Genomic DNA, 25,684 nt, shown 5'->3' on the forward strand with positions numbered 1-25,684 from the left:
TTTTAATATGCGTCAGTTTGACTGCGTATTATTTTATTCATAAAGCCATTAAATACTACCGGTTTCAGCAAGAAGAAATCGCACATCATGCCTATAGAAAAAATTGTGGCAACCCACCCAATATAGATATTGTGGCCAACAAAGACCATTTTATGGATAAAAGTCGGATCTATTTGTTTGATCGAGTTTTGAATCATGTAACGCCACGGCCTAGAGAAACCAAGAGTGGAAGAATGAGTTACTTTGTCCCGTCTTTTCGTGCCATGTATTTGTCACCTTTAAGTGCCAAGGACTATAAACAGTTTATTACTTTAATTGAAGGTATGGACATTCATAAAAGCCTAAAAGAAAACTTTAAAATTGTGGCAGGGGTCATTAACGATGGTGGAAAAGTCCGTTATTTCATTGCTAATCGAGATGTGAGCCGTGAAGATTACATCACATTCTTTAAGAATAACTTACGTAAGTTTAGTATCTTACATGATGAAGATCCAATTAATCCAATCAAGTTTATTCCTTTACAAGACGGTTTAATTACCTTTGAAGAAAAAGCCGACATTGAGGCAGACCCCTACCCACCTATGAAGTATTTAACCCATTACTTAAAGTTTCCTTTTTATCGTTATTGTTGTGATATCAAAGATACACAAAGAATGGCACGTGCAGCTAAGCCCGAAGAAATGATTTACACACTAAAAGATATTCCAGATATTGCAACAGCAACTAAAAACAACCCAAATTTAATTCGACAAACCAGTGATATCGAACTGATTGGACAAATCGGGCGTTTTGAAACAAAAGATTATGTCTTAGCAGGAAAAAGTACACCTGTCGAAGAAATGGGTAAGTACGGCCATCAATATTCAGACACTGTAGATACCTGTCACAGCATAAATTTAAAGTAATAAGAGGAAATAACCATGTCACAAATTAGCATTAAAGAAATCTTGTCATTATATTTGTTTGGTCAAAAAGAAATACCTAGCAATTTAAAAGATGACAAATGGCTAAGAGATAAAGATGCAAAGGGACAGCTCGACCATCCGATCGATATGGTCGAGTTTATGACCCAAGGTGCAGGGCGTTACATACAACCAGGGGCATTTTTAGCTGTAACCAAGTTTTTAGAAGGGAAATATAGTGAAAAGTTAACAATAGGCCAAAGCTATAGTTTTAATGAATTACTCACAAAAGTCGTTGTTATTGATAAAAATAGTGAAAAATATACAGCATTTAAAGCTGAATTCATTAAAAAAAATCCAAGTGCTTCAGAAAATGTCATTGATAATGAATATAAAGTAGCTCAGGGAATCTTGGGTTTAACCAACTATAACTTAGATATTGACTCAAGTGACTATTTACAAAGAAGTTATGTCTTTGGTTCTATGCAATTCACACTCAGTGATGACACTAAGTTTATTATAGATGAGAGTGGTCAGCCACGGATTGAAAACTTACGTGTTGTACCTATAGACGATAACTTTGACTATGAAAGCCGTGATGGTTTGGCAGGTAAAACCAACAGAATAACAGAACCATTTATTGACCCTTTTAAGATTGGGCGCCAAGTTGAACTTAAATATGATCAAAGTACCAAAGATCGTTTGCAAGCATATGATTTAACTTCTGCTAACTTACCCACATTGCATGCTCAAAAAAAAGAGTTAGATAATTTAAAGAGTTCTATTTTTGGTATAACAGATAGACCCAATATAATTGCGTTAATTAATGGTTTAGATGAGATCATTAGTATTGTCAATGCCATTTATAGGAAAGATAACAAACTTATTGTTTATGGTTCTAAACAAGATGACTTAGATATTCAAAGTAAGATAGATAAGTATCTGAAAAATTTACCTCCTATAGAGTTGTCTAGCAGTACATATGTTGCAGCATATGCTGTTTCAATTTTCCCTGAGTTAGATAAACAAAAAGAATTTGTACAAAATAGTGGCCGTATTTATGTATTGGGCGATGGTAACGATACCATTACAGCCACAGATAAAGACGATATTATTTATGGTGGTGCAGGTCACGACACCATTTACGGTGGTCACGGAAATGATCTCATTTATGGTGGAACAGGCAACGACCAACTGTATGGCGACCAAGGCAATGACTTGATTGTGGGTGGAGATGGCAATATTCAAATTGATGCAGGGGACGGCAATGATGTTGTTGCCGTTTTGAGTCAGTCTTATTCTAAAGCTGAAGTGAAAGGCGGTAAAGGCAATGATGTTATTACTGTAACCGATGGCGAAAACACACTAGAAGGTAATGAAGGAAATGACCATATTGAAGGGGGTAAAGGCAAAGATCGTATTGATGGTGGTGCAGGCAATGACTACATACAAGGTCATGATGGTGAAAATGAGCTCAAAGGCGGTGAAGGAAATGACTATCTTGTCGGTGGAAAAGACAAAGACATCTTAGAAGGAAATAAAGGAACCAACGTACTTGATGGAAAAGAGGGAGAAGATATTTACCGTTTTCACTCTACAGACTTATCTACAGCCACAACATTAATTGCAGACCAAGATGGTACGCTTGAAATTGATGGTAAGCCAATTGAGGTGGGTAACTATGATGAAGAGATTTCTGCGTGGCGGAGCATTGACAAACAATACATTATTAACAAGATACAAGGTGATAGTAACCAATATACCATCGTTATTTTTAAAGAAGGTGAGCTTAAAAATAACATTTATCTTAGTAAATGGAGAAAGAATGGCGATTTAGGATTAACTTTTTCCAATGCACCAAGTATAGAAAATGCACCTCAAGAGAATAATTCTGGCCCAGAAGGAAATAATTTTGTTAACCCACCAAAAGATCTTTTAGGTGGAGAAGGCGATGATGTAATTGTTGCGAATTCATATGAGGCGGCTGTTGCCTTTGGAGGAAATGGTAGTGATTTTATTATGGGGTCTTCAATCGAAGATAAAATATATGGCGGTAATGGAAATGACTATATTTGGGGCGGTTTAGGAAAAGATAAAATATATGGAGGGAATGGCGATGATGTTATTCTAAGTGCAAACTCTAATAAGGAACGCGGTGCAAATCGAGCGAGTTTCTTCTGGGAAACTCATTATGAAAGAGCTGAATTTATTTCTAGCAATCCCAAACAAGAAGAAAAAAAAGAAGAGGAAATCTCAAAAATTTTTGATCAGTTATATAAATATGATAATAACTATCAATGGGATATGAGTTTAAAATATTATAAAGAGTTTGATGAGAAAAGTGAGAGCTATTCATACTTCATGAATGGTACGCCATATTTAATGCCTATTTTAAAGCCTTACATTCAATCTGGAGATAATCGTCTCAAGCTGTCAGATACCTTTGATTCTTTTGATGAAAAAGGGATTGGAGAAAAAGGTGCAGATATTGTTTATGGGGGTGCTGGAGATGACTTTATTATAGGTTCTAGTGACAATGACCATTTATATGGGGGAGATGACAAAGACTATTTATATGGACTTGCTGGAAATGACCATTTATATGGAGGAAAGGGAGAGGATGAAATATCTGGAGGTATCGGACAAGATTACATCTTTGGAGGTGAGGGCAATGATCGTATTTCCGGTGACTATGATTCAGATATTATTTACGGTGGAGCTGGCGATGATAAAATTAATGGAGATGTTATTAATTTACTAGGTACAGATGCACCACCAAATGGTAATGATATTTCACGTTTTGGAAATGATTTAATATATGGAGGAAGTGGGGAAGATTCTATTTATGGAAATAATGGAGATGACTTCCTTTACGGAGGGGATGATAATGACAAAGTAAATGGAAATGAAGGTAATGATTTCGTTTATGGTGACAATGGTAATGATAATTTATGGGGGGAAGATGGTGATGACTACTTATTTGGTGGGAATGGAAATGATTTAGCTTATGGCGGTAAAGGTGAGGACTTTATATTTGGTGATGAAGGAGACGATTCCTTATTTGGTAATGAAGGAAATGATTTAATTTACGGTGGTACAGGAAGCGATATGCTTTTTGGTGATGAAGGAGATGATATTATTTATGGGGGAGAGGGTGCTGATCGAATTTATGGGGGTGCTGGCGATGATATTATTGATGGAGGAAAAGGTAACGATATATTAACGGGCGGTAAAGGCTCAGATTTGTATACCTTTTCTATTGGTGATGGCCAAGATATTATTCAAGAAGAAGTTAGTGATATCGCCTCATTAAATACAAAAAACTACATATTGTTTAAGTTTGATCCAAGTCAAGTTAGAGGCGTTTCAAGACAAAATGATGTAGACCTTGTTGTACAGTATGGAGAAAATGACCAAATTACTGTTAAAAACTATTATAAAATAAGTAACAAAAGTAACCATAGTTATTTAGAAAATACAGAAAAATTTGAACAAATTGAGATTTCAGAAATTCGCTTTGTAAATGGCCCAGTTTGGAACACAGCAGATATTATGGCTATGGCACCTCCGCCAGAGCATTTAGAGGATATTAAAACAGGACGGGATGACTTACCTTATTTTATCAATGCACTAGCAACTGAAGAGTATATTAAAGTAAAAGGTAAAAATACGGTGACTTACGGGTTCTTTTTTGATGAAAAACTATCTAATTCTAAAAACTTTTTTCAGCAACAAAAAGATGCAGTCACACTTGCATTAAAAGAATATAGCCGAATAACAAATATCGAATTTGAGCAAGTAACAGAATTAAGTGACAAAGTCGATTTTAAATTTTATTTAGATGATTTAACGAGTGCCGAAGCCGGAGCGGCAGCAGGCTACGCCAGTGCCCAAACAGGTGAAATTCATTTAAATTCTAATATATATAAAGAAGCGAGCTCTTTTAACCAAGGCGAATATGGTTTTGAGGTGTTACTCCATGAAATTGGACATGCTTTAGGTTTAGAACATCCGTTCGAAGCCCCTGTTTTGCCTGAAAAAGAGAACAATCAAAACAATACGATCATGTCTTATACATCAAATCAGAAAAATGACGTTACTCTTGGAATGTATGATATTGCTGCTATACATTATTTACATGGTATACGCTCTGATTTAAAACCTGAAGATAATATATATGAGTTTGATACGAACTATATTTATGATGGTGCTGGTATTGATACATTAAGTGCAACTTCACAAATTAAACCTGTGCATTTAGATTTAAATCAAGGTGGATGGAGTTATGTTGGGGAAAAATCTGAAAGTATCTTAGATAAAGACCAATTAGTAATTGGCTACGGTACAGAAATTGAAAATGCAATAGGAAGTAGTGAGAGCGATACCATCTTAGGTAATCAGCTAAACAATACTTTAACTGGTGGTTTAGGGAATGATACTTATATTTTTAATGAAAAATTTGGACATGATAAAATTATAGAAAATGATTTTAATAATATTATTAAACTGAATTTTGAATTAGTTGAAGATTTTGCTTATTACTATGAAGGTAAGCTTCATCATGGTGAGAATACAGTAGAATTTGATTTGAAGAACTTTTCTAAAATAGTTATTCAAGAAAAAGAAATTTCTGTGGATGAGTTTAAAAAGAAGTTTTTCATGGAAAATGTTCAGACTAGTATGACATTAAATGCAGCTTATAAAGGTGCTTATCTAAGTAATACTGAAGTTACTTTTTATGGTAATGAAAATAGTAATTTGATTTATGGAACAAAAGAGCAGGAAATACACTTATTCAATGGCAATAATAAAGTTAGTTTAAATGGTGGTGATAATAAAGTTTATACTGGTAATGGAAATAACTACATTGAAGTGGGTCAAGGACAAAATTATATTAGAACGGGTTCAGGCGATGATGTAATTACTACCAAAGATGGTGATCAAAAAATCCAAGCAGGTGATGGAGATAACCAAGTCACTGTTGGTACAGGTAATAGTGAAATTATTGCAGGTTCAGGTAGTGACATTATTACAACACAGGCAGGAAATCATATTATTACAGGTGGTAAAGGTAATGATATGCTCAATTCAAAAAATAATAAAAGTAATTTAAATACTTATATTTTTCAACAAGGTGATGGTCAAGATACTATTTCAACCGAAGGGCAAATAAAACTTGTTTTAAAAGATACCTTATGGGAAAACGCATCTTTTATCATTCAAAATGATGATTTAATCATTAAGTATGGTGAAAATAATAGTGAGATTAAAGTACAGGGATTTAAACAGAATTCAAATATTAATATTGTTGAATTTAAAAATGCGAGTTGGAGTGCAATAGATTTAGATAAGCACCTTAAACAAATTTTGACTGGAACAGACCAAAATGATTATTTGTATAATAAGACAAAATATATTACCGATATTTGGGGTTTAGATGGTAATGATAGTTTAAGCGGAAGAAAGCTTGACACCTTATATGGTGGAAATGGTGATGATCATTTAATCGCAACGGAAGATGGTGTAAATCTTTATGGTGGTAAAGGAAATGATACTTATACATTTAAAGATGGTGCAAAAAATACAATTATTCGTGATGAAGACTTAACAGGCACGATTGAATTAAATTTTGCTCCTTTTTATACTGTTCAAACAGGAGACCACTCCAATGATAATATTTATCCAAAACAAGGCAGGTTAATTGATCAAGGTAAATTTGATACAGTATATGCGGTTAATTCAGATACCAAGCGTAATACGACGGTTAACTTTAACTCAAAAAATAAAAAAATAGAGGTTTCTTTAGAGCAAGATTCTTCTGGTATTACAGTATCATATTCTTTAAGAGCTGAAACTAAATACACAGTAAAGGATGTAGTTTTTAGTATAGAAAATATAGAGCAAATTGACAGTTTAAAAAACTTTAAAGTATCTGTTATTAATCCAAAAGGATTTTATAACACATATGATTTTTCTGGTACAAATAGCTATACAAGGAAATTTATTGATACTGTCATCACTATGGATGAATTTCTCAATCAAGGAACAGTAAAGCAAACATATGGTTCAGAAGATGATGTAATTAAAGGTGTAAGTACATATTATTATGAGGGGGATATCATTTATGCAGGGGCAGGAAATGACCAAGTTGATACAGGACTAGGTGGCAGCACAGTTTATGGTGAAGATGGTGATGATTTAATCGTGACACCAGATATAAATGCTCATGATACGGTTTATGGTGGAGAAGGAAATGACATCATTTATACGTTTAACAGTGTGATTGAAAAAGATAAAAACAATAAATATTCAACTTCAGATGAAATCTATGGTGGAAACGGAAATGATAGAATTTACGTTGGAAATCAATGGTCTCGCATTTATGGAGGGCAGGGGGATGATACTTTAATTGGAGGCAATGATGGGGGATATTTAGATGGTGGAGAAGGTGCTGACTACTTACAAGGTGGTTTGGGCAATGATACGTATGTAATTGATGAGTGGGATACCGTACGATTAGATCTAGAACAAGAAAATGGGGGCTATGATAAAGTTATCACAGAAAATAATTTGGATACTACGGGTTTATATATTGAGGAAGTTGAACTCATAGGACAAAAAAATAGTCAGGTTACTGGCAACCAACTTGATAATAAGATTTTAGGGAATAGTGGGAATAATCAGCTTTATGGTGGCGAAGGAAACGACACTTTATATGGTGGTGATGGTAATGATTACTTAGATGGTGGCGAAGGAAACGACATTTTATATGGTGGTGAGGGGAGTGATTACTATGTAATGAAAAATTTTGATCATATTGCTAAGGATGAAATGGGCAATTTAAAAGTTGTTTACGGTGATAAAGTTATAGAAAATGGTCAGACAGGTATTGATACGTTAGAGCTTTGGGGAGATTTAATCTTAATTAACCCATACGATTTAAGTAGCGAAGATCGTACGTATACTTATATACCAGATGGTATTGAAAATATTATATTAAAGGGAGATGCAAAAACTGTCTTTGGAAATAACTTAGATAATGAGTTCTGGTTAAATAGTAATAATAACAACATTTATGCTGGTAAAGGTAAAAATACGGTTCACTATGCCAATGGGAGTAATAAAGATACCATTACTTTCGATACCTCAACACAACAAAAAAATACGTTGCTCATAGAGGGCTATTTTCTAAACAATATAAAAGCAAATAAAGTAGGCAATGATTTGAAGTTATCTTTTGGTAGTGACAGTAATGATGAAATTACTTTACGAAATTACTTTAAAGAAAATGCTGCAGACTTTATTCATATTGAGTTGAGTGAAGGCAACCATGTTATCTCTAAAGAGTGGATTAATCATTCTATTTTAGAATTAAGAGGAGATAAAAATAACAATAACCTCTTTGGTTCAGGATTAAATGAAACTATTTATGGATATGAAGGCAATGATTACCTAGATGGTGGTGAAGGAAACGATACTTTATATGGTGGTTCAGGTGACGACACGCTTTATGGTGGATTGGGTAATGACATACTCGATGGTGGCACAGGTGATGATAAATATGTTTACCGCTTAGGTGATGGGCAAGATATTATTAACCAAACAGGTGGTGGTAAAGACATTGTATTCTTTACCAATGGTATTACTAAAGATCGTTTAAGTTTTACAAAAGACACTAATGATTTAGTCGTGTTAGTAGACAAAGACCCACAGCAATCTGTACGTATTAAAGATCATTTCTTAAGCGGTGAAAAGGCAATTGCGATGGTACAGCCAGATGGTGGATATGCTATTTTAGCCAGTGATATTGCTAAACAATTTAAAACAACTGATACAACACCAGTCACACCGCCAACACCTCAAAATCCACAACCAACAACACCTGTTGTTCCTACACCAAAACCGAGTGCCAATGGTTACGATAAAGTGATTACAGGTACAAACTCACAGGGTGAGCAACTGGTCGGGACAAGTGGTAAAGACCTCATTCAAGGCTCTACGGGCAACGATTATCTCTATGGTTTTTCAGGTGATGATTACTTAGATGGTGGTGATGGAGATGACTATTTATCGGGTGGTAATGGTATTGATAAAAATACAGGTAATGATACCCTCGTTGGAGGTGCAGGTAATGATATTCTTGCTGGAGAAGATGGTGATGACTTATTGATTGGAGGGACAGGAAATGACTCATACCTTTACTCTGAACATAATGGTGTAGATACCATTGACAATACAGGTGGCGGTAATGATGGTGTATTCTTTATGAATGTTAAAGCTAACCGTTTAAGCTACCATCAAGATAAGAACGATCTTGTAATTTTAATTGATAAGGACTTAAAACAACAAGTACGTATTAAAGAACACTTTTTAGGAAATGATAAAGCTATTAGCTATATTCAACCTGAAGATGGTTACTCCATTATGGCAACTCAAATACCAAAACTACTGACAACGCTACCTGGTCAAGTGAGCACAACACCGATACAACCAATAATTCCAAGTAAAAATAAAATTGTAGGAACAGCGAGAAATGATGCCAAGCTTCAAGGCACAGCCAAGGCAGACTTAATTCAAGGTTTAGCAGGAAATGATAAGTTATATGGTATGGCAGGTGATGATGAGTTAGAAGGTGGTGATGGTAATGATCTTCTAGATGGCGGTGAAGGCAATGACCTTCTGGATGGAGGTAAGGGTAATGATACGCTCTTTGGCGGTAAGGGTAATGATACATACCTATTTAACAAAGGTTTTGGTCAAGATATTTTAAATAATGTGGGTGGTGGTAATGACCAAATTTATTTTAATGGTATTAATTACAATGAAGTGGCGTTTAGTGTAGTTAAAAGTGACTTATTAATTAAGGTTAAAAATACCAAAGATCAAATTACCGTGCAGAACTGGTTAAAAGGTGGAGAAAATGTTGTGTCAACCGTTAAATTTTCTTCAGGTGATCAGATGACATCTGCTCAAATTTTTAAAGCGATCGGTAAGACAGACCCCTCAGTTGCAAGTAACTTAAATGCAATGAAAAATGCAATGGCTACAAGCTCAAACACAGGCACTAGCTCACCTTTGATTTCTTCCCCAAATATGAACGGTGTAACGACATTGCTAGTGAGTAATACATAAATAATTTAGATTAAAAAAGGCGCTTTATGCGCCTTTTTTAAGATGTCCCATGAAGTGAGTCTTTATTGCATTGTTGGAGAAGATTGCCATTAGAATTTAGGACTATGTGGGGACTTTCCTAAATGGTACCAACTACCTTTTTTACTACTTCATTGATGATTTGGGCTATCTAGTACTTAAACTTCAAATTAAACATAAATGTACGTGGGTTACCAAAGTTAATCAGCTGTGCATTTGGCGTAGTGCCTTGAATATATTCTTTATCAAATAGATTCTTCACGCTCAAGTTTGCTGCCCAATGTTTTGCTTCGTAGCCGGCATTTACATCAAATAGGGTGTAGCTTGGAATGTAAACATAGTACGTGGTGCGTTGTGCTGATGCATTGCCTTGGTAGCGTACACCACCGCCAATGTTCCAACCCATTTTTTCACTGTCGAAGTAATATTGTGTAGACAACGATGCCGCATTTTTAGGTACGTGGTTAATGCGTTTGCCAATGTCTGCTTTGGTAATGCTGTCAGTAATTTTTGCAGTTGGAATATAGCTATAAGCAGCAGAAACATTCAACTGTGGTGTAATCGCAGCAGACAATTCAGCTTCAAAGCCTTTGGTGGTTTGCTCACCTGTTTGAATAGAGTAAGTACCAGTAGTGCTTGTTTCAGTCACATTTTTACGTACTAAGTCGTAGTATGCCATGTAACCTTGTAAGCGACCGTCAAAGCCTTGTAGTTTTACACCTGCTTCAATCTGTTTACCTTGCTCAGGCTTTAATAATTCACCTTGTGCCCCAGTGTCTGTTACTGGCATAAATGAAGTGGAGTAGGTGGTGTATGGTGCAAAGTGGTCATTTACTTCATACATTAAAGACGCACTACCTGTGAAGGCATTGTCCGAGTTTTTAATGGTGCTATTTTTTAAAAAGTTATAGACCTTAACCTGTGTCCAGTCATGACGTGCCGATAAATTTAATAACCAGCTGTCATTAAATTTAAAATTATTTTTTAAGTATAAACCTGTGTATTGGTTGTAGGTTAAGTTCCACGAAGGTGTACCTGTTTTTATACTGGTCACACCATAAACAAGCTTATTGGCATTGAGGGAATTAATTGTGTCTACACGTTGGTAATAATCGCTGCGTTCACGCATCATATCTACCCCAAGCATCACATCGTAATTGACAGCACCTAGGTTAAAGTTTGCCTGTAGGTTTTGATCAAGTGCAAAGTTACTGTCTTGTTTGTCTTGGTAGTTGATTTGGCGGGTAATGGTTGGAAATTTCGCTCCAGATGCTGAAAATACGGAGTTACTCCAACTGGTATTACGCGTTGCCGCAAAGTTTTGGTTAAACTTCCAGTTGTTGTTGAAATAGTGCGTATAGTTGCTACCAAAACGGTATACATCTACGTCATAGCCACGGTCAGGTTCACCAATAAATATTTTACGGCTATACCCTTGATAGTTGCTTGGTATGCCTTGGTTACGTATGTAGTTGCGATGCTGATAGCTTGCAATCACAGACAATTCATCTTTGTCGCCGAGATCAAAGTTGTATGATGTAGCCACATATTGGTTTTTAAAGTAAACGTAGTCCGTTGGGTCATTTTGGTATGAGGCTTTAGCGACTAAACGTACTGCACCTTTGTTACTGTCTTCATTTGGCGCATAGTTCGCGTCAATCACAGCTTCTCTAAGCGCATAACTACCGTATGTTAAACTGCTGTTCACAAATGTTTTATCTTCAGGACGTTTGGTGGTTAAATTGACTAAACCACCGGGCAGAGCTAAGCCATAACCGACAGAAGTTGGGCCTTTAACCACTTCTACAGATTGTACGCCTGCAATGTCTTCAGATCTTAAAACATTGGTTGATGTTTGGGTGCGTAAACCATCAACATAGGTTTGTGCACTTGAGATTTGTCCGCGAATAATAAAGTCATCCCAACCACGGCGACCGTAAGGGGCAGAGTTCACACCAGCTACGCCTTGTAAGGCATCGGTGACACTTTGCATTTGTTTTTCTTCAATTTGTTGCTGGGTTACGACACTAATAGACTGCGCTGTTTCAAACAGTGATGCCCCCGTTTTGACCACAGAAGCTGTTTTCGCTGCATAGTTTTTTTGGTCTTGGTCATTTTTTTCAGCTTGAGCTTGAATAGATGGAAGGACTGTACTGTTTTCAGATGCTGCATAGACATTTGGGAAAGTGGTGGCAAGAATAGATAATGCCAAAAAAGAGCGTTTGACCTGCATAATGAACCCCTAAATAAACGATAATTATAATTATTACTATTTAGGTTGGGAAGTTTTTTGTATAGATTCGCTTGAATAGAGGCGTGGTTTTAGCGTGTTTGTATGTAAAGACAACATATTGCATTATTGTATAATGTGTAATCAAGTATAGGGCTTTATTTAGGTAGGTATTACACAGTGGGAATAACAAAGCATTATTCCCAGATTGAGTTTGATAGGTTATATGTAGTCTAAGCCAATATCTAAGTACCGTGCACTGTGGGTTAAATAGCCTAAAGCTATAAAATCAACCCCTGTTTCTGCAACTGCTTTGGCAGTGTTGGGCGTAATGCCGCCTGAAGCTTCGGTGGCCGTTTTTCCGTGACACATTGCAACAGCTTTTTTCAATACATCAGGTGACATATTATCTAATAACACCAATGACACACCTTCTTCTAGCACACGTTCAAGTTGCTCTAGTGTGTCGACCTCAACTTCTACAGGAATCAGATGTCCTGCATAAGCTTTAGCTTTTTGAATGGTTAAAATAATATCTCCACCAGCAAGGGCAATATGGTTATCTTTAATTAAGATGGCATCATCTAAGCCCATGCGATGGTTTCTTCCACCACCTGTACGCACTGCATATTTTTGAATATCTCTTAAACCAGGAATAGTTTTACGTGTGCAGGTTAAACGTGTTGGGGTATGTGAAATCAGATGCTGAGTTTCATGTGTTGTGGTGGCAATACCACTTAAATGGGTCAGAAAATTCAGTGCAGTACGTTCAGCGCTTAAAATGGCATGTGCATTGCCTTGAATCGAAGCAATGACGGTATTGGGTGTGAGTGTCGCACCATCTTCTAGGTGAGCATGAAAGACCAAATGAGGATGCATGGTTTTAAATGTCAGGCGAGCTAAATCTATACCGCATAAAATACCTGATTCACGCGCCACAATATGGAGCTGTGCTTCTTTTTGAGTAGGAATGACAGCTGCAGAGGTTACATCACCACGTCGTCCCAAATCTTCTCGTAAAGCACTCTCTACGAGTAGTTGTAAAATGACATCAGGCAGTGGGTAATGCATCGTAAATCTCCAATATATGCTCATATAGAGTATATGTCGGAAATTTATGCAGATGCAATCTTTTTAGTTGTTGGCTGTTGGGAGTTTATAGCCTGAAAGTAAGCTTTCTTGTAATACATTGCTTTTAAAGCGATACAGTTGAGCAGGCCGCCCTCGCTCAACAAGTGCTTCTTTTCCTGTCGCTTCAATCAGGTTTTGATGTTGTATGAAGCGTCGAAAGTTTTGTTTATGTAGTTCAATGCCTGTGAGCGCCTCTAAACTCTTTTGTAATTGAAGTAAGGTAAATTCAGAAGGCATCAAGTCAAAGATCACAGGGCGATATTTTAATTTTGCACGTAAGCGTGTCATGGCTGTGGCCAACACTCTACGATGATGATTGTGCATGGGTTGCCCTGTAATGCTTTCAGGCAATTGTTGATTAAAATAAGGTGACTCTGCAATCAACCCTGCTTCATACATGAGTTCATAACGCAATAACACATGTTCTTCTTGCCATTCATGGCCATTTAGCCCCCAACATAAATTCATACGTTGGATGCGTTGCGTGCGTATTTCACCACTTGCCGATGAGTCAATCCAGTCTTGTATATTTTTGATAATTAATACAATTTTTTCTTGGTTTTTGGCTTGTCGTTTATCTTCCCATGGAAAGTAGTTATACCAGTCATTCCATTTTGCATCTAAAGCTAATTTTTCTTCATCGGCTTCTTTGACCAATCCTAAATAGCTGACATACACCATAGGATAGCCAATATGTTGAGAGCGTTTGACATCTACAAAGGTGTAGAGTTGTTCCATATATCCCAAAGGTTGTCTGGTTTGTTGTTGTACCCATGTGCGAGCACCTGCTTGTAGTGAGTGGTGAATCACTTGCAAGGGGCCTGAAGGGAGTAAATGACCTTCATTGATGGTTAAAACACGTGCTGAAAAGTGTGTGACGGCAATAAGTACAGCAACAAGTTCGGTGGTTGTTTCTTGAACCATATCTATTTTGTGTTCTCTTATATTAAATGGGTAGATATCTGATCTCTATTGTATGCGAAACAGTGAATATTCTTGAATGTTTCGCTATAAATTACAGCAATTCTGTAGTTAAAAATTAAATCTATATAAAACAATATCTTATTTTATTTATGCTCAAGTTGAGTAGAAATAGTTTGAATTTATATGCTCATTATGAGCATAATCACTAAAGCCGTAATTTGGATGAATGTCATGAGAAACGTCATAGAACATTATCACTATGAAAAGCCATCATTGGATTTCATGCACACGTATTTAGTCGATGCCAAAGCCGAACAGGTAGAAAATAGCTGTACGTTGCAGCAAGCATGGGCAAAAGTGCCACAGCTGATGAGCCAAGAACAACAACAGTCTTATATTGTAGAGATCAAGACCTTACTTAAAGAACGCGGTGCGGTCATGGTGGCACATTATTATGTTGAACCTGAATTACAAGATTTGGCTTTAGAAACAGGCGGTATGGTGGGCGATTCGCTTGAAATGGCAAAATTTTGTAAGTCACACCCTGCAGAAACCTTACTTGTGGTAGGGGTTCGGTTTATGGGTGAAACGGCTAAAATTTTAAGCCCACAAAAAACAGTATTGATGCCAGATTTAGAAGCCACGTGTTCACTAGATTTGGGGTGTCCAATAGATGCCTTTTCAAAATTTTGTGATGAGCATCCTGACCGTACAGTGGTTGTCTATGCCAACACCAGTGCCGAAGTGAAGGCGCGTGCAGATTGGGTGGTCACATCTTCCATTGCGATTGAAATCGTGCAGTATTTACATGCACAGGGTCAAAAAATCATTTGGGGGCCTGACCGTCATTTAGGCAGTTATATTCAAGCACAAACAGGTGCAGACATGCTGTTATGGCAGGGCTCTTGTATTGTACATAATGAATTTAAAAGTATTGAGCTTGAACATTTAAAGACAAAGCATCCTGATGCATTGGTTTTAGTGCATCCTGAATCACCTGCTGAAGTTGTGGCCTATGCAGATGTGATTGGCTCAACCAGTAAGCTATTGAAAGCTGTTACACAATATGAAAATCAGACTTTTATTGTGGCGACGGATTTGGGAATTTTGCACGAAATGCAAAAACAAGCCCCCGAGAAACAATTTATTGCAGCGCCAACCGCAGGCAATGGCGCAACGTGTAAATCATGTGCTTTTTGTCCATGGATGGCCATGAATGGTTTGGAGGCATGTTTGAATGTTTTGAAGTATCAGCATCAGCGTGTTGAATTAGATGCCAATTTAATCATCGATGCTGAAAACCCGATTTTAAAAATGTTGGCTTTTTCAGCGCAGTATCAAAAGTTTAGTCAAGAAAGCAAGCATGATTTAAACGTAGGTGCACATTCATTTAATACATGGTTAATGGAGCAGTCGGATGATACAGCGTTGTGAGTATGATGTTGTTATTGTTGGGGCAGGCTTAGCAGGTTTAACCGTTGCGCTGTCTTTGCCAAAGCATTTGCGTGTTGCGTTGTTATTAAAAGATGATCTGTTCACTAGTGCGAGTTATTTGGCGCAAGGGGGTATAGCGGCTGTTTTAGCTGAAACAGACAGCGTGGAAAATCATGTTGCAAATACCCTGAACGCAGGTGCGGGCTTATGTGATGTGAAAAATACACAGAAAATTTTAGCGCAAGCCCCTGAGGCGATTGCATGGTTGCAGCAACAAGGCGTGGTGTTTGATTGTGATCAAGTGAATACTCAACGTGTGCACCTGACCCAAGAGGGTGGGCATGATCATCGCCGTATTGTGCATGTGGCAGATCATACGGGGAAATCAGTCATTCAGGCTTTAGTGAAACAGCTTGAACATGCACCTAATGTTGACCAGTTGGTGGGGCATGAGGTAGAAGAAATTCTGACCACAAATACACAGTGTTATGGTTTGCGTTGTAGACAGGGTCACGAGCAATATACTTTTATTGCACAGCATACAGTGCTTGCAACAGGTGGTGTTGGACAGCTTTTTGAACGAACTACAAACCCTGTGAGTGCAAAAGGAGATGGCCTTGCATTGGCGTTTAAAGTAGGGTGCCGTATTGTAAACTTAGAGTGTATACAATTTCATCCGACAGGACTTGCTCTGCCCAATGCAGACGGTTTTTTGATTTCTGAAGCATTGCGTGGCGAAGGTGGAATATTGCGTAATGCCAGTGGGCATCGCTTTATGCCAGATTACGATGCACGTGCGGAACTTGCACCAAGAGACATTGTGGCACGAGCAATATGTACAGAAATGCTGAAGCAAAACAACCAGCCTGTTTGGTTAGATATGACGCATTTAGATGAAACGTTTATTCAACAACATTTTCCTGCAATTGATGCGAAGTGCCGTGCTTTAGGGTTAGATATTTGCTATCAGATGATTCCTGTTGCACCAACGGTTCATTATAGCTGTGGTGGTGTGCTGACAGATGCTGTAGGGCATACAGATATTCAAAATTTATATGCTGTAGGTGAGGTTGCATGTACAGGTTTGCATGGTGCAAATCGTTTAGCGAGTAATTCATTATTAGAGTGTGTGGTGGTTGGACGTAATATTGCACAAGATGTTGTTTCGCAGAGTGCATGGGCATATCCGACTGTGGGTCAGATGCATACTTTTAAGCCATTATCTGTACCTGTAGCGAATGTATCAGCAGATACTTTTTCCCACTCGACACTTCAAAAATGGATGAGTCGCTATATGGGGGGTGTACGGATTCAGGCAGGTTTAGAACAACTATATTTGCAGTTAAAAGCATGGCAGACCAAGTACCCTACAGAGCATTTAATTCTTGTTGCATTACTGATGGTGACTGGTGCACTGGGTCGTTTAGAAAGTCGAGGGGCACATTTTAATGAAGATTATCCAAAGGTTACAGAAGAGGGGAGGTATTCGTTGAATATGGTCTAGGAGCAGTTATCTATTTTTAGATAAAGTAAGTTATTATTAATAATTGCGGTCTTTACAAATAAAACAAAGGTTTAATGAAATGTCAGTGAGTTTGAATTCAGAATTAAACTTGAATCCATTATTGAATTTAATGCTTCAGAGTTCTTATGGCCTAATCATTTTGGGTATAGGTGCTGTTCTGATTTTAGCAGTAACACTTATTTTTTTTCTAATCAAGTCTGGGATTTTTAACGTAATAATAGAATACCAAAATTATAAAGTAAAAAGAACTCAAGCAGAAATAAAAGATAAAGAGGGTTTAACTCATGATGAGTCACTTAAGAATCATAGAGCGAAAATTCTATATCATTTGAATGTTGCTAAATTAAATAGATTACTTAATTACTCACACCCTGACCGAGATTTATTGGAATATATTCTTAGTTGCAGAGATACCCGTTTAGCAATTTTTTATTATGAATCTGCTAAGCAGTATCTAGAGAAAGATATAAATACCAAACAATATATTTTGAAGAAAGGGTGGAGAACAAAGCATGCCGAGAAATTAAGTACATTAGGAACATGGGTATATTTTATAATTGCTCTTGGTTCATTATTCCCAATGTATTGGCTATTGTTTTTGTATCTAGTTAATGGAGAAAGTATCAATAAAATACCTAGTAGCTTTTTAATTTCACAAGGTATTTTATTTTTAGGTTGTACTTTTCTTGCACTGATGACTTTGAGTCCGCTACTTAAGCCCTTTAAAGCAAAGAAATTCTTGGCATTAGAGAAAGTTGATGAGTCGTAAATTTAAAAAAATATGAATGGCTACAACCTGTCTGTAGTCAGTGAAACCAATAAAAACTCTATAGAGGTGAAAATTATATACCATGTAAGTATAAGCATTTAACGACTTACGGTATGAAATTTAGCTTGAAAATTACCATCTCATGAAACTTATAAAATAATTACACCTTAGGTATTGAATCCCTTTTGCGTATACCACCACTTAAATGAGTAGATCTGGTTATAATCTGTTTGGCGATCATACTCATAATAATTCAGGAGAGCATCAATGGCGATTCATGTTTGCCAAAGCCAAAAGCTAGAGGTATTGGCTCAAATTTTATCGGCACAGTTGAATCAGCCCTCTGAAAACTTATTGGGGGCATTGCAAAGCCAGCATTTTATTGTGCCTAATCCTGCCATTGAACATTGGCTCACCCAGTATATTGCACAGCAACATGGCATCAGTGCTAATCATGTGTTTCATCATCGGATTCAGGCCTTTCAGTGGTTTATTTATCAGCATGTGTTGACCAATAAAGACCAAGTTCGCCAAGCCAATTTACCGCGTTTAGTCATGAAGTGGCGTATTTATACGGTGTTGTCGCAGTTAAGCGAGCAGGGAGCGAAGCTACCTTTAGACCACCCCATGCATGCGTTTATTCAGCGTATTGAAGACAGTGCTTCACATTTAACAGACGCCAAGCAAAAGCAACAAAAACAGCAAAGCATGTGGTACTGGGTGGCAGAAAATGTATCGAAACTCTTTAGCCACTATATGGCGTATCGGGGCTACTGTAACCAAGATCATGGCAGTTTGCTGTGTAGCTGTCCCCATAATTGGTTGGCAAAGTGGGGTAAGGGACAACATTTAGACATAGAAAGCCTGATTGCGTCTGACCAACAGTTGTCTTTATATAATTTAGAGCAAGCCAGTGCCTTAGAAACATGGCAAAGTTGGCTATGGCAACATATTTTTCACGACGATTTTTTAAATATACAGGCCATTGATGATGTTTTTTGGCAAAGCCTAGAGCAGATGACAGAGCCTGAGCGTCGTGATGCATTACCGCAACAGGTGATTGTATTTACATTGTTAGATTTACCACCGATTCAACTGCATTTTTTACGCCGTTTGGCACAATACATCGACATTAGCATTTATCACTACAATCCATCGCAAGAGTATTGGGCAGACAGTGTCGACCCAAAATGGAAAAAAAGTTACGACGCAAAAGTAAAACAGCGTTTTATTGAAAAAAATCAGCAACAGGGCAAAGCGGTCTCTGATGATGATATTGCCCATTTTCTCAGAAGTTTTAATCAGCACTTTAATGCTGAATCACGAGAGTCTAGACACCCATTACTGACGCGTTTTGGTAAACAGGCACGAGATCACTTTTCACTGCTTGCAGGGTTATCTTCAGGTGAAGAAGGCGAGTGGGACGATGTGTTTATTGATATTGATACAGACAGTTTACTTCATCAGTTACAGGCAGATATTTTGTATTTAATGGAGCCTGAAGCCAATGGGTATGCACTAGATGAGCATGACCACTCTATTCAAATTCATGTGTGTCACACCACATTGCGTCAGCTTGAAGTATTAAAAACACAACTGGTCGCGTGGCTTGCAGAAAAAGACCCAACACAGCCACGGCGTTTAGATGATATTTTAATTTTAACCCCTGCACTTGCCGACATAGAACCTTTGGTTCGCAGTGTATTTGCCCCGATGCCGAACCATCAGGGTAAATTGCAAGATGACTATCTGCCAATAAAAATGGCAGGGGTCATGCAGTTTGATTTAAATAATGCATGGCAAGCAGTTTTGGGTCGAATCACTTTACCCGATGGTCGTTTTCAATTTGATGACTTTTCAGATTGGTTGAGTCTACTTGCTACACAGCGTTTTTATGACTTAGATTATCAGGCGGTTGAGCGTATTTTACAGCTATTACAGCACGCAGGATTTAAGCGTGGTTTAGATGCCACCCATTTACAGCGTACATTATTGCCTGAAGACACAGATTACCGTTATACCTTTAAATTTGCCTTAGACCGTTTAGTGAAGGGCGTGGCTGTGCCTGAGCATGTGATGGTATTAGATGGGCTGAGTATTGAAGACTTAATGCCCGAAGATTTTGCTTTGGTGGGGGTGCTCATTCAAATATACAACGATTTTAATCAACGCCGTGATTGGTTGTATAGTGAGCAATACACACAGACCACCGTTGAGCAGTGGCTATTTAAACTCCTTGATGAAGTCACGGCCTTTGAAAAGCAGGGTGAAACGGTTTTACGTAGTGTTAAAGAAGTCATACAAAAACAAATACGTATGCTCACCTTAACAGCCAACTATGAGCAACGGCATGCCAAAACCGAAGACCTTGCGGCGTTAAGTGATTTAACTTTGCCACTGGCCAGTGTGATTCAAGAAATTAGCAATGCCATAGAAAGCCATGTCGAGCAAGCCATACCCAGTGGTGCCATTACTTTTAGTGAAATTGGGCAGATTCGTCCACTGCCATATCGTTTGGTGGTGTTGCTGAATTTAGACAGCGGTATTTTTCCAAGTCAGCAACGGCATATTCCATTTGATTTGATGCAAGTGTTACGCCCCATTTTAGGCGACCGCTCACGGCTTGAAGATGACCAAGGGGCTTTTTTAGATGCCTTGTTGTTGGCTAAAGATGCCCTTTGGTTGTTTTATAATGGCTTTGATGCCAATGGCGGTGATGTTCGCCCACCATCTGCGGTATTACAAGAGTTAATTGATCATCTACAATTGATTGTGGCAGAGCCAGAGCAGCCGATGCCACTTGATGATCGTGGTTTAGAGATTTCACCGAATCTGCGACCACTGTATCAATTACATTATTTACAGCCCTTTGACCTTGATTATTTTAGCCAAGATGGCTCGACACAATACAAAAATCAGTGGTTTGATGTCGCACTACAGTTACAAAACCATACGGCAAAACGTCCTGCGTGGGTTGATGCCGAAGTCAACACCTCTGCCAAAACGCTTCGAGTGCTTGAGCAACAACAGTGGTTGTCTGATGTCACCTTTCCTGCACAGTTATATTTAAAAGCGTTAGGTCTAGCAAACCTACGTTTGGCAGATGAAATACAAGACAGTGAACCGCTATTGTTAGATGGTTTAGGCCGTTATCAGATCCGTGATTTTTTACAACAGCAACAACATCTGCCAGATGCAGACTTACTCATGGACTGTTTGCCCGTCGGAAAAGTACAGCACAGTGCATGGCAACAGGCACAGCAAGAGCATACAGACCTACTGGTTGAGCTACGCCGTTATGCCACTGAACCCACAAAAACCACGCAAGATACCTTATGCATTGAAGAAGGGCTGTATATACGCATACGTATTGCTGAAAAAGGTGCACAGCAATGGGTGAGTTTGCAGGCAGCGAGTGCACGGGCGGAACGATGCACCAAAGTGTGGCTGGAGTATTTATTATGGCTCAGTTATTTAGACCTTGCAGACGGCGGTACAGATTTAAAACGGGTGGTGGTTTTTAGTAATCAGACCATGATTTGCCAAGGTGTCAGCTCTAGTCAAGCCAAAAGCTATTTGGCTGATTGGTGGCAAGCATGGCACGTTGCACAGCAAACGCCGTTAGTGTTGCCTGCAGCACTATTACTGAAACCGATAATAGAAGACAGCAAAGCACTAACATGGCAACAGGTCGATGAACAGCATGTACTTGATGAAAAGAGTATGCAGTTATTGCTCAAAGCATGGCAAAACAACTATGAATACGGTGCATTTGCAGTTAGTGAAGATAAAGCCTCACAGTACCATCAAGATTGGGAGTTTATCTTACAACAGCAAGATCGCACCGCCTTATTACAAGATGCTTGCTTAACGTGGTCATATCGTTTGTATGCCCCAATGTATCTTCAATATGTGGAGCTTTGTAAGCATGGATAACAGCACAGCCGTGTCATTTGATCCGATTCAAGACATTCAATTTACAGGGTTACATTGGATTGAGGCATCGGCAGGGTCGGGCAAAACGTTTACTTTATCTAGCCTGATTGTACGGGCATTGGTTGAAAAGTATCTGCCTAAACAGGTAGTTGCAACCACATTTACCCGTGCGGCGGCTGCCGAGTTAAAACTACGTACCCGTAAACGACTCCTTGAAGCATTCGACTTTTTTAAGCAGCGTCAAGGCTATGCCGAACAAGAAAACCTGACATGGCTTGAAATGCTAAAAACCCAAGGTACAGACCCATTATATGTGGTTTTACTCAGCCAATATTTCAATAAAATAGATTACTTATGCTCACGTTTAAATGTGGTGATTTCACAGCTTGATGATTTATTTGTAGGTACACTCGACAGCTTTAGCCAAAAGTTACTCAGAGAATTTGCTTTTGAAAGTGGCAAAATAGAACGTGCAGACATTACAGACCAATCGAAACACTATATTAAACAACTGATTCACGACATACTCAGAGAGTGGCTACAACAACAAAGCCAACAGCAGATCGATTTTATGTACTTTGCAGGGCATTTACACCCTGCCGAACACTACATGAAATTGGTAGAAGATACACTCAATTTTAGCAATGCTCAGTTTAATTCACCCATGCCACCTAAATTGGCATTAGAGGAAATTGAGCAATTACAACGTAAACTCAGTGGGCTTTCAGTGGCACATCTTGCAGCATATTACACCGCTGAAGGGGAGTATATACAGGGGGTGAGTGGTACGCTGTATAGAGATAAAAGTAAATTTACCGCTCTTTTTGAAGTGGCAATACCAACGGCAATAAACGCGTTCTTAAAAGACGATGGCAAGGCCTTTTTTAGCCAAGACCATGCATCTTTATATAAGCTACAACAGCAATTTCATGCACAAAAACTGTTTACTAAAAAATGCCCCACAGATGCAGCAGAGGCATTTTACAATGATTCCGAATTGCACCGCTTTTTTGAGGTGCTGACACAACTTGCTGAGATACAGCAGCAACTACAACAGACAGAAACCTACTTTAAGTTTTATCTGTGTCAACAAGTGAAACAGCGTTTACCTGCGTTATTACAATACAAGGGTGAAACCACCTTTGCACAGCAAATTAAAACTTTGTCCGATGCATTGCAAGACAGTCAAGGTCAAGCCTTTGCAGCCTTTGTACAACGCAGTTATCCACTGATTTTTGTTGATGAGTTTCAAGACACAAACCAAGACCAAGACAACATGCTGGCGAAAATCTGGCGTGATGAGCAGCGTTATATGCAAGGCTGTATGGTCATGGTGGGAGATCGGAAACAGGCCATTTATGGCTTTCGTGGTGGTGACATGCTGACCTTTATACAAGCACAGCAAGATGTGACCGCCAAACAAGGTCGATACTACCGCTTAAAATACAACCATAGAACAGTCAAACCACTGGTACAGGCAGTCGATGCTTTGCTACTTCAACGCCCAGATTTTGGTGAGCAAGTGATTTATCAGGCTGTAGAAGCAGGTACACGACCACACCCAAGTTTGGTTGATGCTGTGGGAGAAAACCACGCACCACTACGGTGGCTAACCATCAGCGATAAAAAACACGTCAGTGCAGACATACAAGTGGCATGGCAAATTTCTACCCTATTACAACAGGCACAACACGGTCTGTTATATACGCAAAAAGACCAACAGCAACAGCCCATACAACTCGATGATATTGCGGTGCTGTCTAAAAATCATCACAACTTAGACTTAGTACAATACGAGTTAGAGCGTTTAGGCATACGAGTAAATCGTCCTGCCAAACGCAGTGTCTTTGCAGGCCGTATGGCACAAGATGTGGCTGCATTTTTAGCGGCAATTTTAAACCCTTTCGATGAGCGTCTGGTCAAACGGGCTTTGGCGACTCGGTTAATGGGTTTTAACGTATCGGACTTGGTTCAGCTGGAAACGCAAGCCGATGGTTTGGGGCAATACATTGCTGTGTTTGATCAGATTCGTGAAATGTGGTTCACACGGCAGTTCTTAACCGCTTGGCAGTTTGCATTGAATGAACTGAATATTTGGCAAAGCATCGTGAAATATGCCTCGCGTGACAATGAGCGGGCCGTGGTCGATTTAAGACACTTGAGTGATTTACTCAGCAATGAGAGTCGGCATTATCAAGGGCCACACAATTTATACCAGTGGTATATTAAACAAGTGGCTGCACCCAGTGAGCGAGAATGGGAGCTAGAACGGGCGTTGTCGAGCGTGGCAGGTGTACAGCTCATGACCATACACCAGTCGAAAGGATTAGAGTTTAAAATTGTTTTTTTAATCAATGCAGACTCTACTTTTAGTGAAAAAAATAAAACCTTAAATTTTTCAACCACTGAAGTGACGGATACCAACGCTAAAACGCAACGTGTGGTTGAAATTAATGACCAAGCACATTTACAAGAACAGGCGTTGTCACAACACCAAGCCCGTGCCGAAGCAGAGCAAAATCGTTTATGGTATGTGGCATTAACCCGTGCCAGTCATCGTATGTATGTGGTGATGACGCAGCCTAAAAATCCCGCAGGCGTGAGCTTTTGGACACAAGGCGTGCCCTTTGAGCATGTGGACAGCATGCAAGCCGATGAGATTTTGAGTGCTCCAGTCGCTTACCGTGAAAAAACGCATGAAGTGATTGCAATACATGCACAGCCGTTGCCTAAGTTAAGGTTGTACCCCCGTTCACGCACCAGTTTTTCAGCCTTGGCACAACACTTGACCCGTCAACAGGCACAAGACTTATTGGTTGAGCAAGACAGCATACAACACCCTGCCGATGATGAAATTGCTGTGCCATCTGTCACAGTGATGGATGCTGAACCTACGCCCATTTCAAGCATTGCCATGAAATTTCCTATGGGGACACAGGCAGGTAATTTTTTACATGAAATCTTTGAGCAAATTGACTTTCAAAACAGCCAAGATTGGGCCATAGAGATACAACGCCGTTTTAAAAATGACTATGTGGCATTACGCCAACCGTTACTGGAGTACTACCAAACACAGTCTGAGCAACCTGAACAGCAGATGATTCAGGCAGTCATTGATTGGTTGCAGGCGATTGTACAGACCCCAATGCATGGGGAATTTTGTTTACAACAGTTAGCTCGTAAAGACTATTTGTCGGAATTTCCTTTCCACTTGGCATTGTCTGACCGTGTCTTTGCTACACAGCGAATCTATCGTTTGTTGCAAGAGTATGGCATAACCATTCCCACATTAAATGCAGCTGAGTCGGCACGGTTTATGAATGGTTCAATTGACTTGGTGTATTTATTTGAAGGTAAATATTACATTGCCGATTATAAAAGTAACTTTTTAGGGGAGTCAATTACGGCCTATACGACCGAGCAAATCGCTAAAAATATGTCGCAAAGCAGTTATTGGTTACAGGCATGTTTATATTTGGTGGCATTGCATCGTTATTTAAAACAAAAACTACAGGGTTATACCATTGAGCAGCATTTAGGTGGGGCGAGTTATTTGTATTTAAGAGGCATGCATGGTGTGGCAGGTTATGGCGTATTATATTGGCAACCCGATGTTGAGTTAATTTTACGGCTTGATGCGACTTTAGGTTATGATGATACGATCGAATAATTCTAAATTTATG

General features: G+C 38.7%; 10 protein-coding genes. 7 read left to right on the top strand and 3 right to left on the bottom strand.

Annotation, left to right across the window (positions count from 1 at the left end; translation table 11 throughout):
* Positions 1-905: hypothetical protein (locus tag I2F31_RS06540; RefSeq protein ID WP_213014828.1), on the top strand; the 905-nt coding region annotated here is incomplete at its 5' end.
* A 15-nt stretch (positions 906-920) separates the two neighbouring features.
* Positions 921-10,034, top strand: coding sequence for a calcium-binding protein (locus tag I2F31_RS13310; protein ID WP_266096541.1), 9,114 nt, complete (start codon positions 921-923; stop codon positions 10,032-10,034).
* A 169-nt stretch (positions 10,035-10,203) separates the two neighbouring features.
* On the opposite strand, the gene I2F31_RS06600 is transcribed toward I2F31_RS13310, so the two are convergent.
* The 3 genes from I2F31_RS06600 to I2F31_RS06610 all read right to left on the bottom strand — a co-directional run bounded on the left by I2F31_RS06600 (position 10,204) and on the right by I2F31_RS06610 (position 14,337).
* Entirely contained in the window at positions 10,204-12,285 is a 2,082-nt protein-coding gene (locus I2F31_RS06600; RefSeq protein ID WP_195773655.1) for a TonB-dependent siderophore receptor, read from the bottom strand.
* 219 nt (positions 12,286-12,504) lie between these two features.
* The gene (gene nadC, locus I2F31_RS06605) at positions 12,505-13,353 is read right to left on the bottom strand and encodes a carboxylating nicotinate-nucleotide diphosphorylase (RefSeq protein ID WP_195773653.1); all 849 of its coding nucleotides are present in this window, start codon (positions 13,351-13,353) and stop codon (positions 12,505-12,507) included.
* 63 nt (positions 13,354-13,416) lie between these two features.
* Positions 13,417-14,337, bottom strand: coding sequence for an NUDIX hydrolase (locus I2F31_RS06610; RefSeq protein ID WP_195769469.1), 921 nt, complete (start codon positions 14,335-14,337; stop codon positions 13,417-13,419).
* 282 nt (positions 14,338-14,619) lie between these two features.
* Between I2F31_RS06610 and nadA the strand changes: the two genes are divergently transcribed.
* From nadA to I2F31_RS06635, 5 genes are all read left to right on the top strand, one after another.
* Positions 14,620-15,771: a quinolinate synthase NadA gene (nadA, locus tag I2F31_RS06615; RefSeq protein ID WP_228285129.1), complete on the top strand. Its 1,152-nt coding sequence runs from the start codon at positions 14,620-14,622 to the stop codon at positions 15,769-15,771.
* The gene (gene nadB / locus I2F31_RS06620; RefSeq protein ID WP_195773652.1) at positions 15,755-17,275 is read left to right on the top strand and encodes an L-aspartate oxidase; all 1,521 of its coding nucleotides are present in this window, start codon (positions 15,755-15,757) and stop codon (positions 17,273-17,275) included. Before nadA ends, nadB begins: the two co-directional genes overlap by 17 nt.
* Before the next feature lie 79 nt (positions 17,276-17,354).
* Positions 17,355-18,065: a hypothetical protein gene (locus I2F31_RS06625; protein ID WP_195769466.1), complete on the top strand. Its 711-nt coding sequence runs from the start codon at positions 17,355-17,357 to the stop codon at positions 18,063-18,065.
* A 267-nt stretch (positions 18,066-18,332) separates the two neighbouring features.
* Complete coding sequence (locus I2F31_RS06630) at positions 18,333-22,001, top strand: exodeoxyribonuclease V subunit gamma (protein ID WP_195769465.1); 3,669 nt, start codon at positions 18,333-18,335, stop codon at positions 21,999-22,001.
* Positions 21,994-25,671, top strand: coding sequence for a UvrD-helicase domain-containing protein (locus I2F31_RS06635; protein WP_195773650.1), 3,678 nt, complete (start codon positions 21,994-21,996; stop codon positions 25,669-25,671). The genes I2F31_RS06630 and I2F31_RS06635 overlap by 8 nt, the downstream gene beginning before the upstream one ends.
* The last annotated feature ends 13 nt before the right edge of the window (positions 25,672-25,684 follow it).

The organism is Acinetobacter rathckeae, assembly GCF_015627125.1.
Lineage (GTDB): Bacteria > Pseudomonadota > Gammaproteobacteria > Pseudomonadales > Moraxellaceae > Acinetobacter > Acinetobacter rathckeae.

Coding starts and splice junctions, on each gene's coding strand:
- nadC (WP_195773653.1), bottom strand. CDS start 13,353: ATGCATTACCCACTGCCTGATGTCATTTTACAACTACTCGTAGAGAGT.
- nadA (WP_228285129.1), top strand. CDS start 14,620: ATGCACACGTATTTAGTCGATGCCAAAGCCGAACAGGTAGAAAATAGC.
- I2F31_RS06625 (WP_195769466.1), top strand. CDS start 17,355: ATGTCAGTGAGTTTGAATTCAGAATTAAACTTGAATCCATTATTGAAT.
- I2F31_RS06610 (WP_195769469.1), bottom strand. CDS start 14,337: ATGGTTCAAGAAACAACCACCGAACTTGTTGCTGTACTTATTGCCGTC.
- I2F31_RS13310 (WP_266096541.1), top strand. CDS start 921: ATGTCACAAATTAGCATTAAAGAAATCTTGTCATTATATTTGTTTGGT.
- I2F31_RS06635 (WP_195773650.1), top strand. CDS start 21,994: ATGGATAACAGCACAGCCGTGTCATTTGATCCGATTCAAGACATTCAA.
- I2F31_RS06630 (WP_195769465.1), top strand. CDS start 18,333: ATGGCGATTCATGTTTGCCAAAGCCAAAAGCTAGAGGTATTGGCTCAA.
- nadB (WP_195773652.1), top strand. CDS start 15,755: ATGATACAGCGTTGTGAGTATGATGTTGTTATTGTTGGGGCAGGCTTA.
- I2F31_RS06600 (WP_195773655.1), bottom strand. CDS start 12,285: ATGCAGGTCAAACGCTCTTTTTTGGCATTATCTATTCTTGCCACCACT.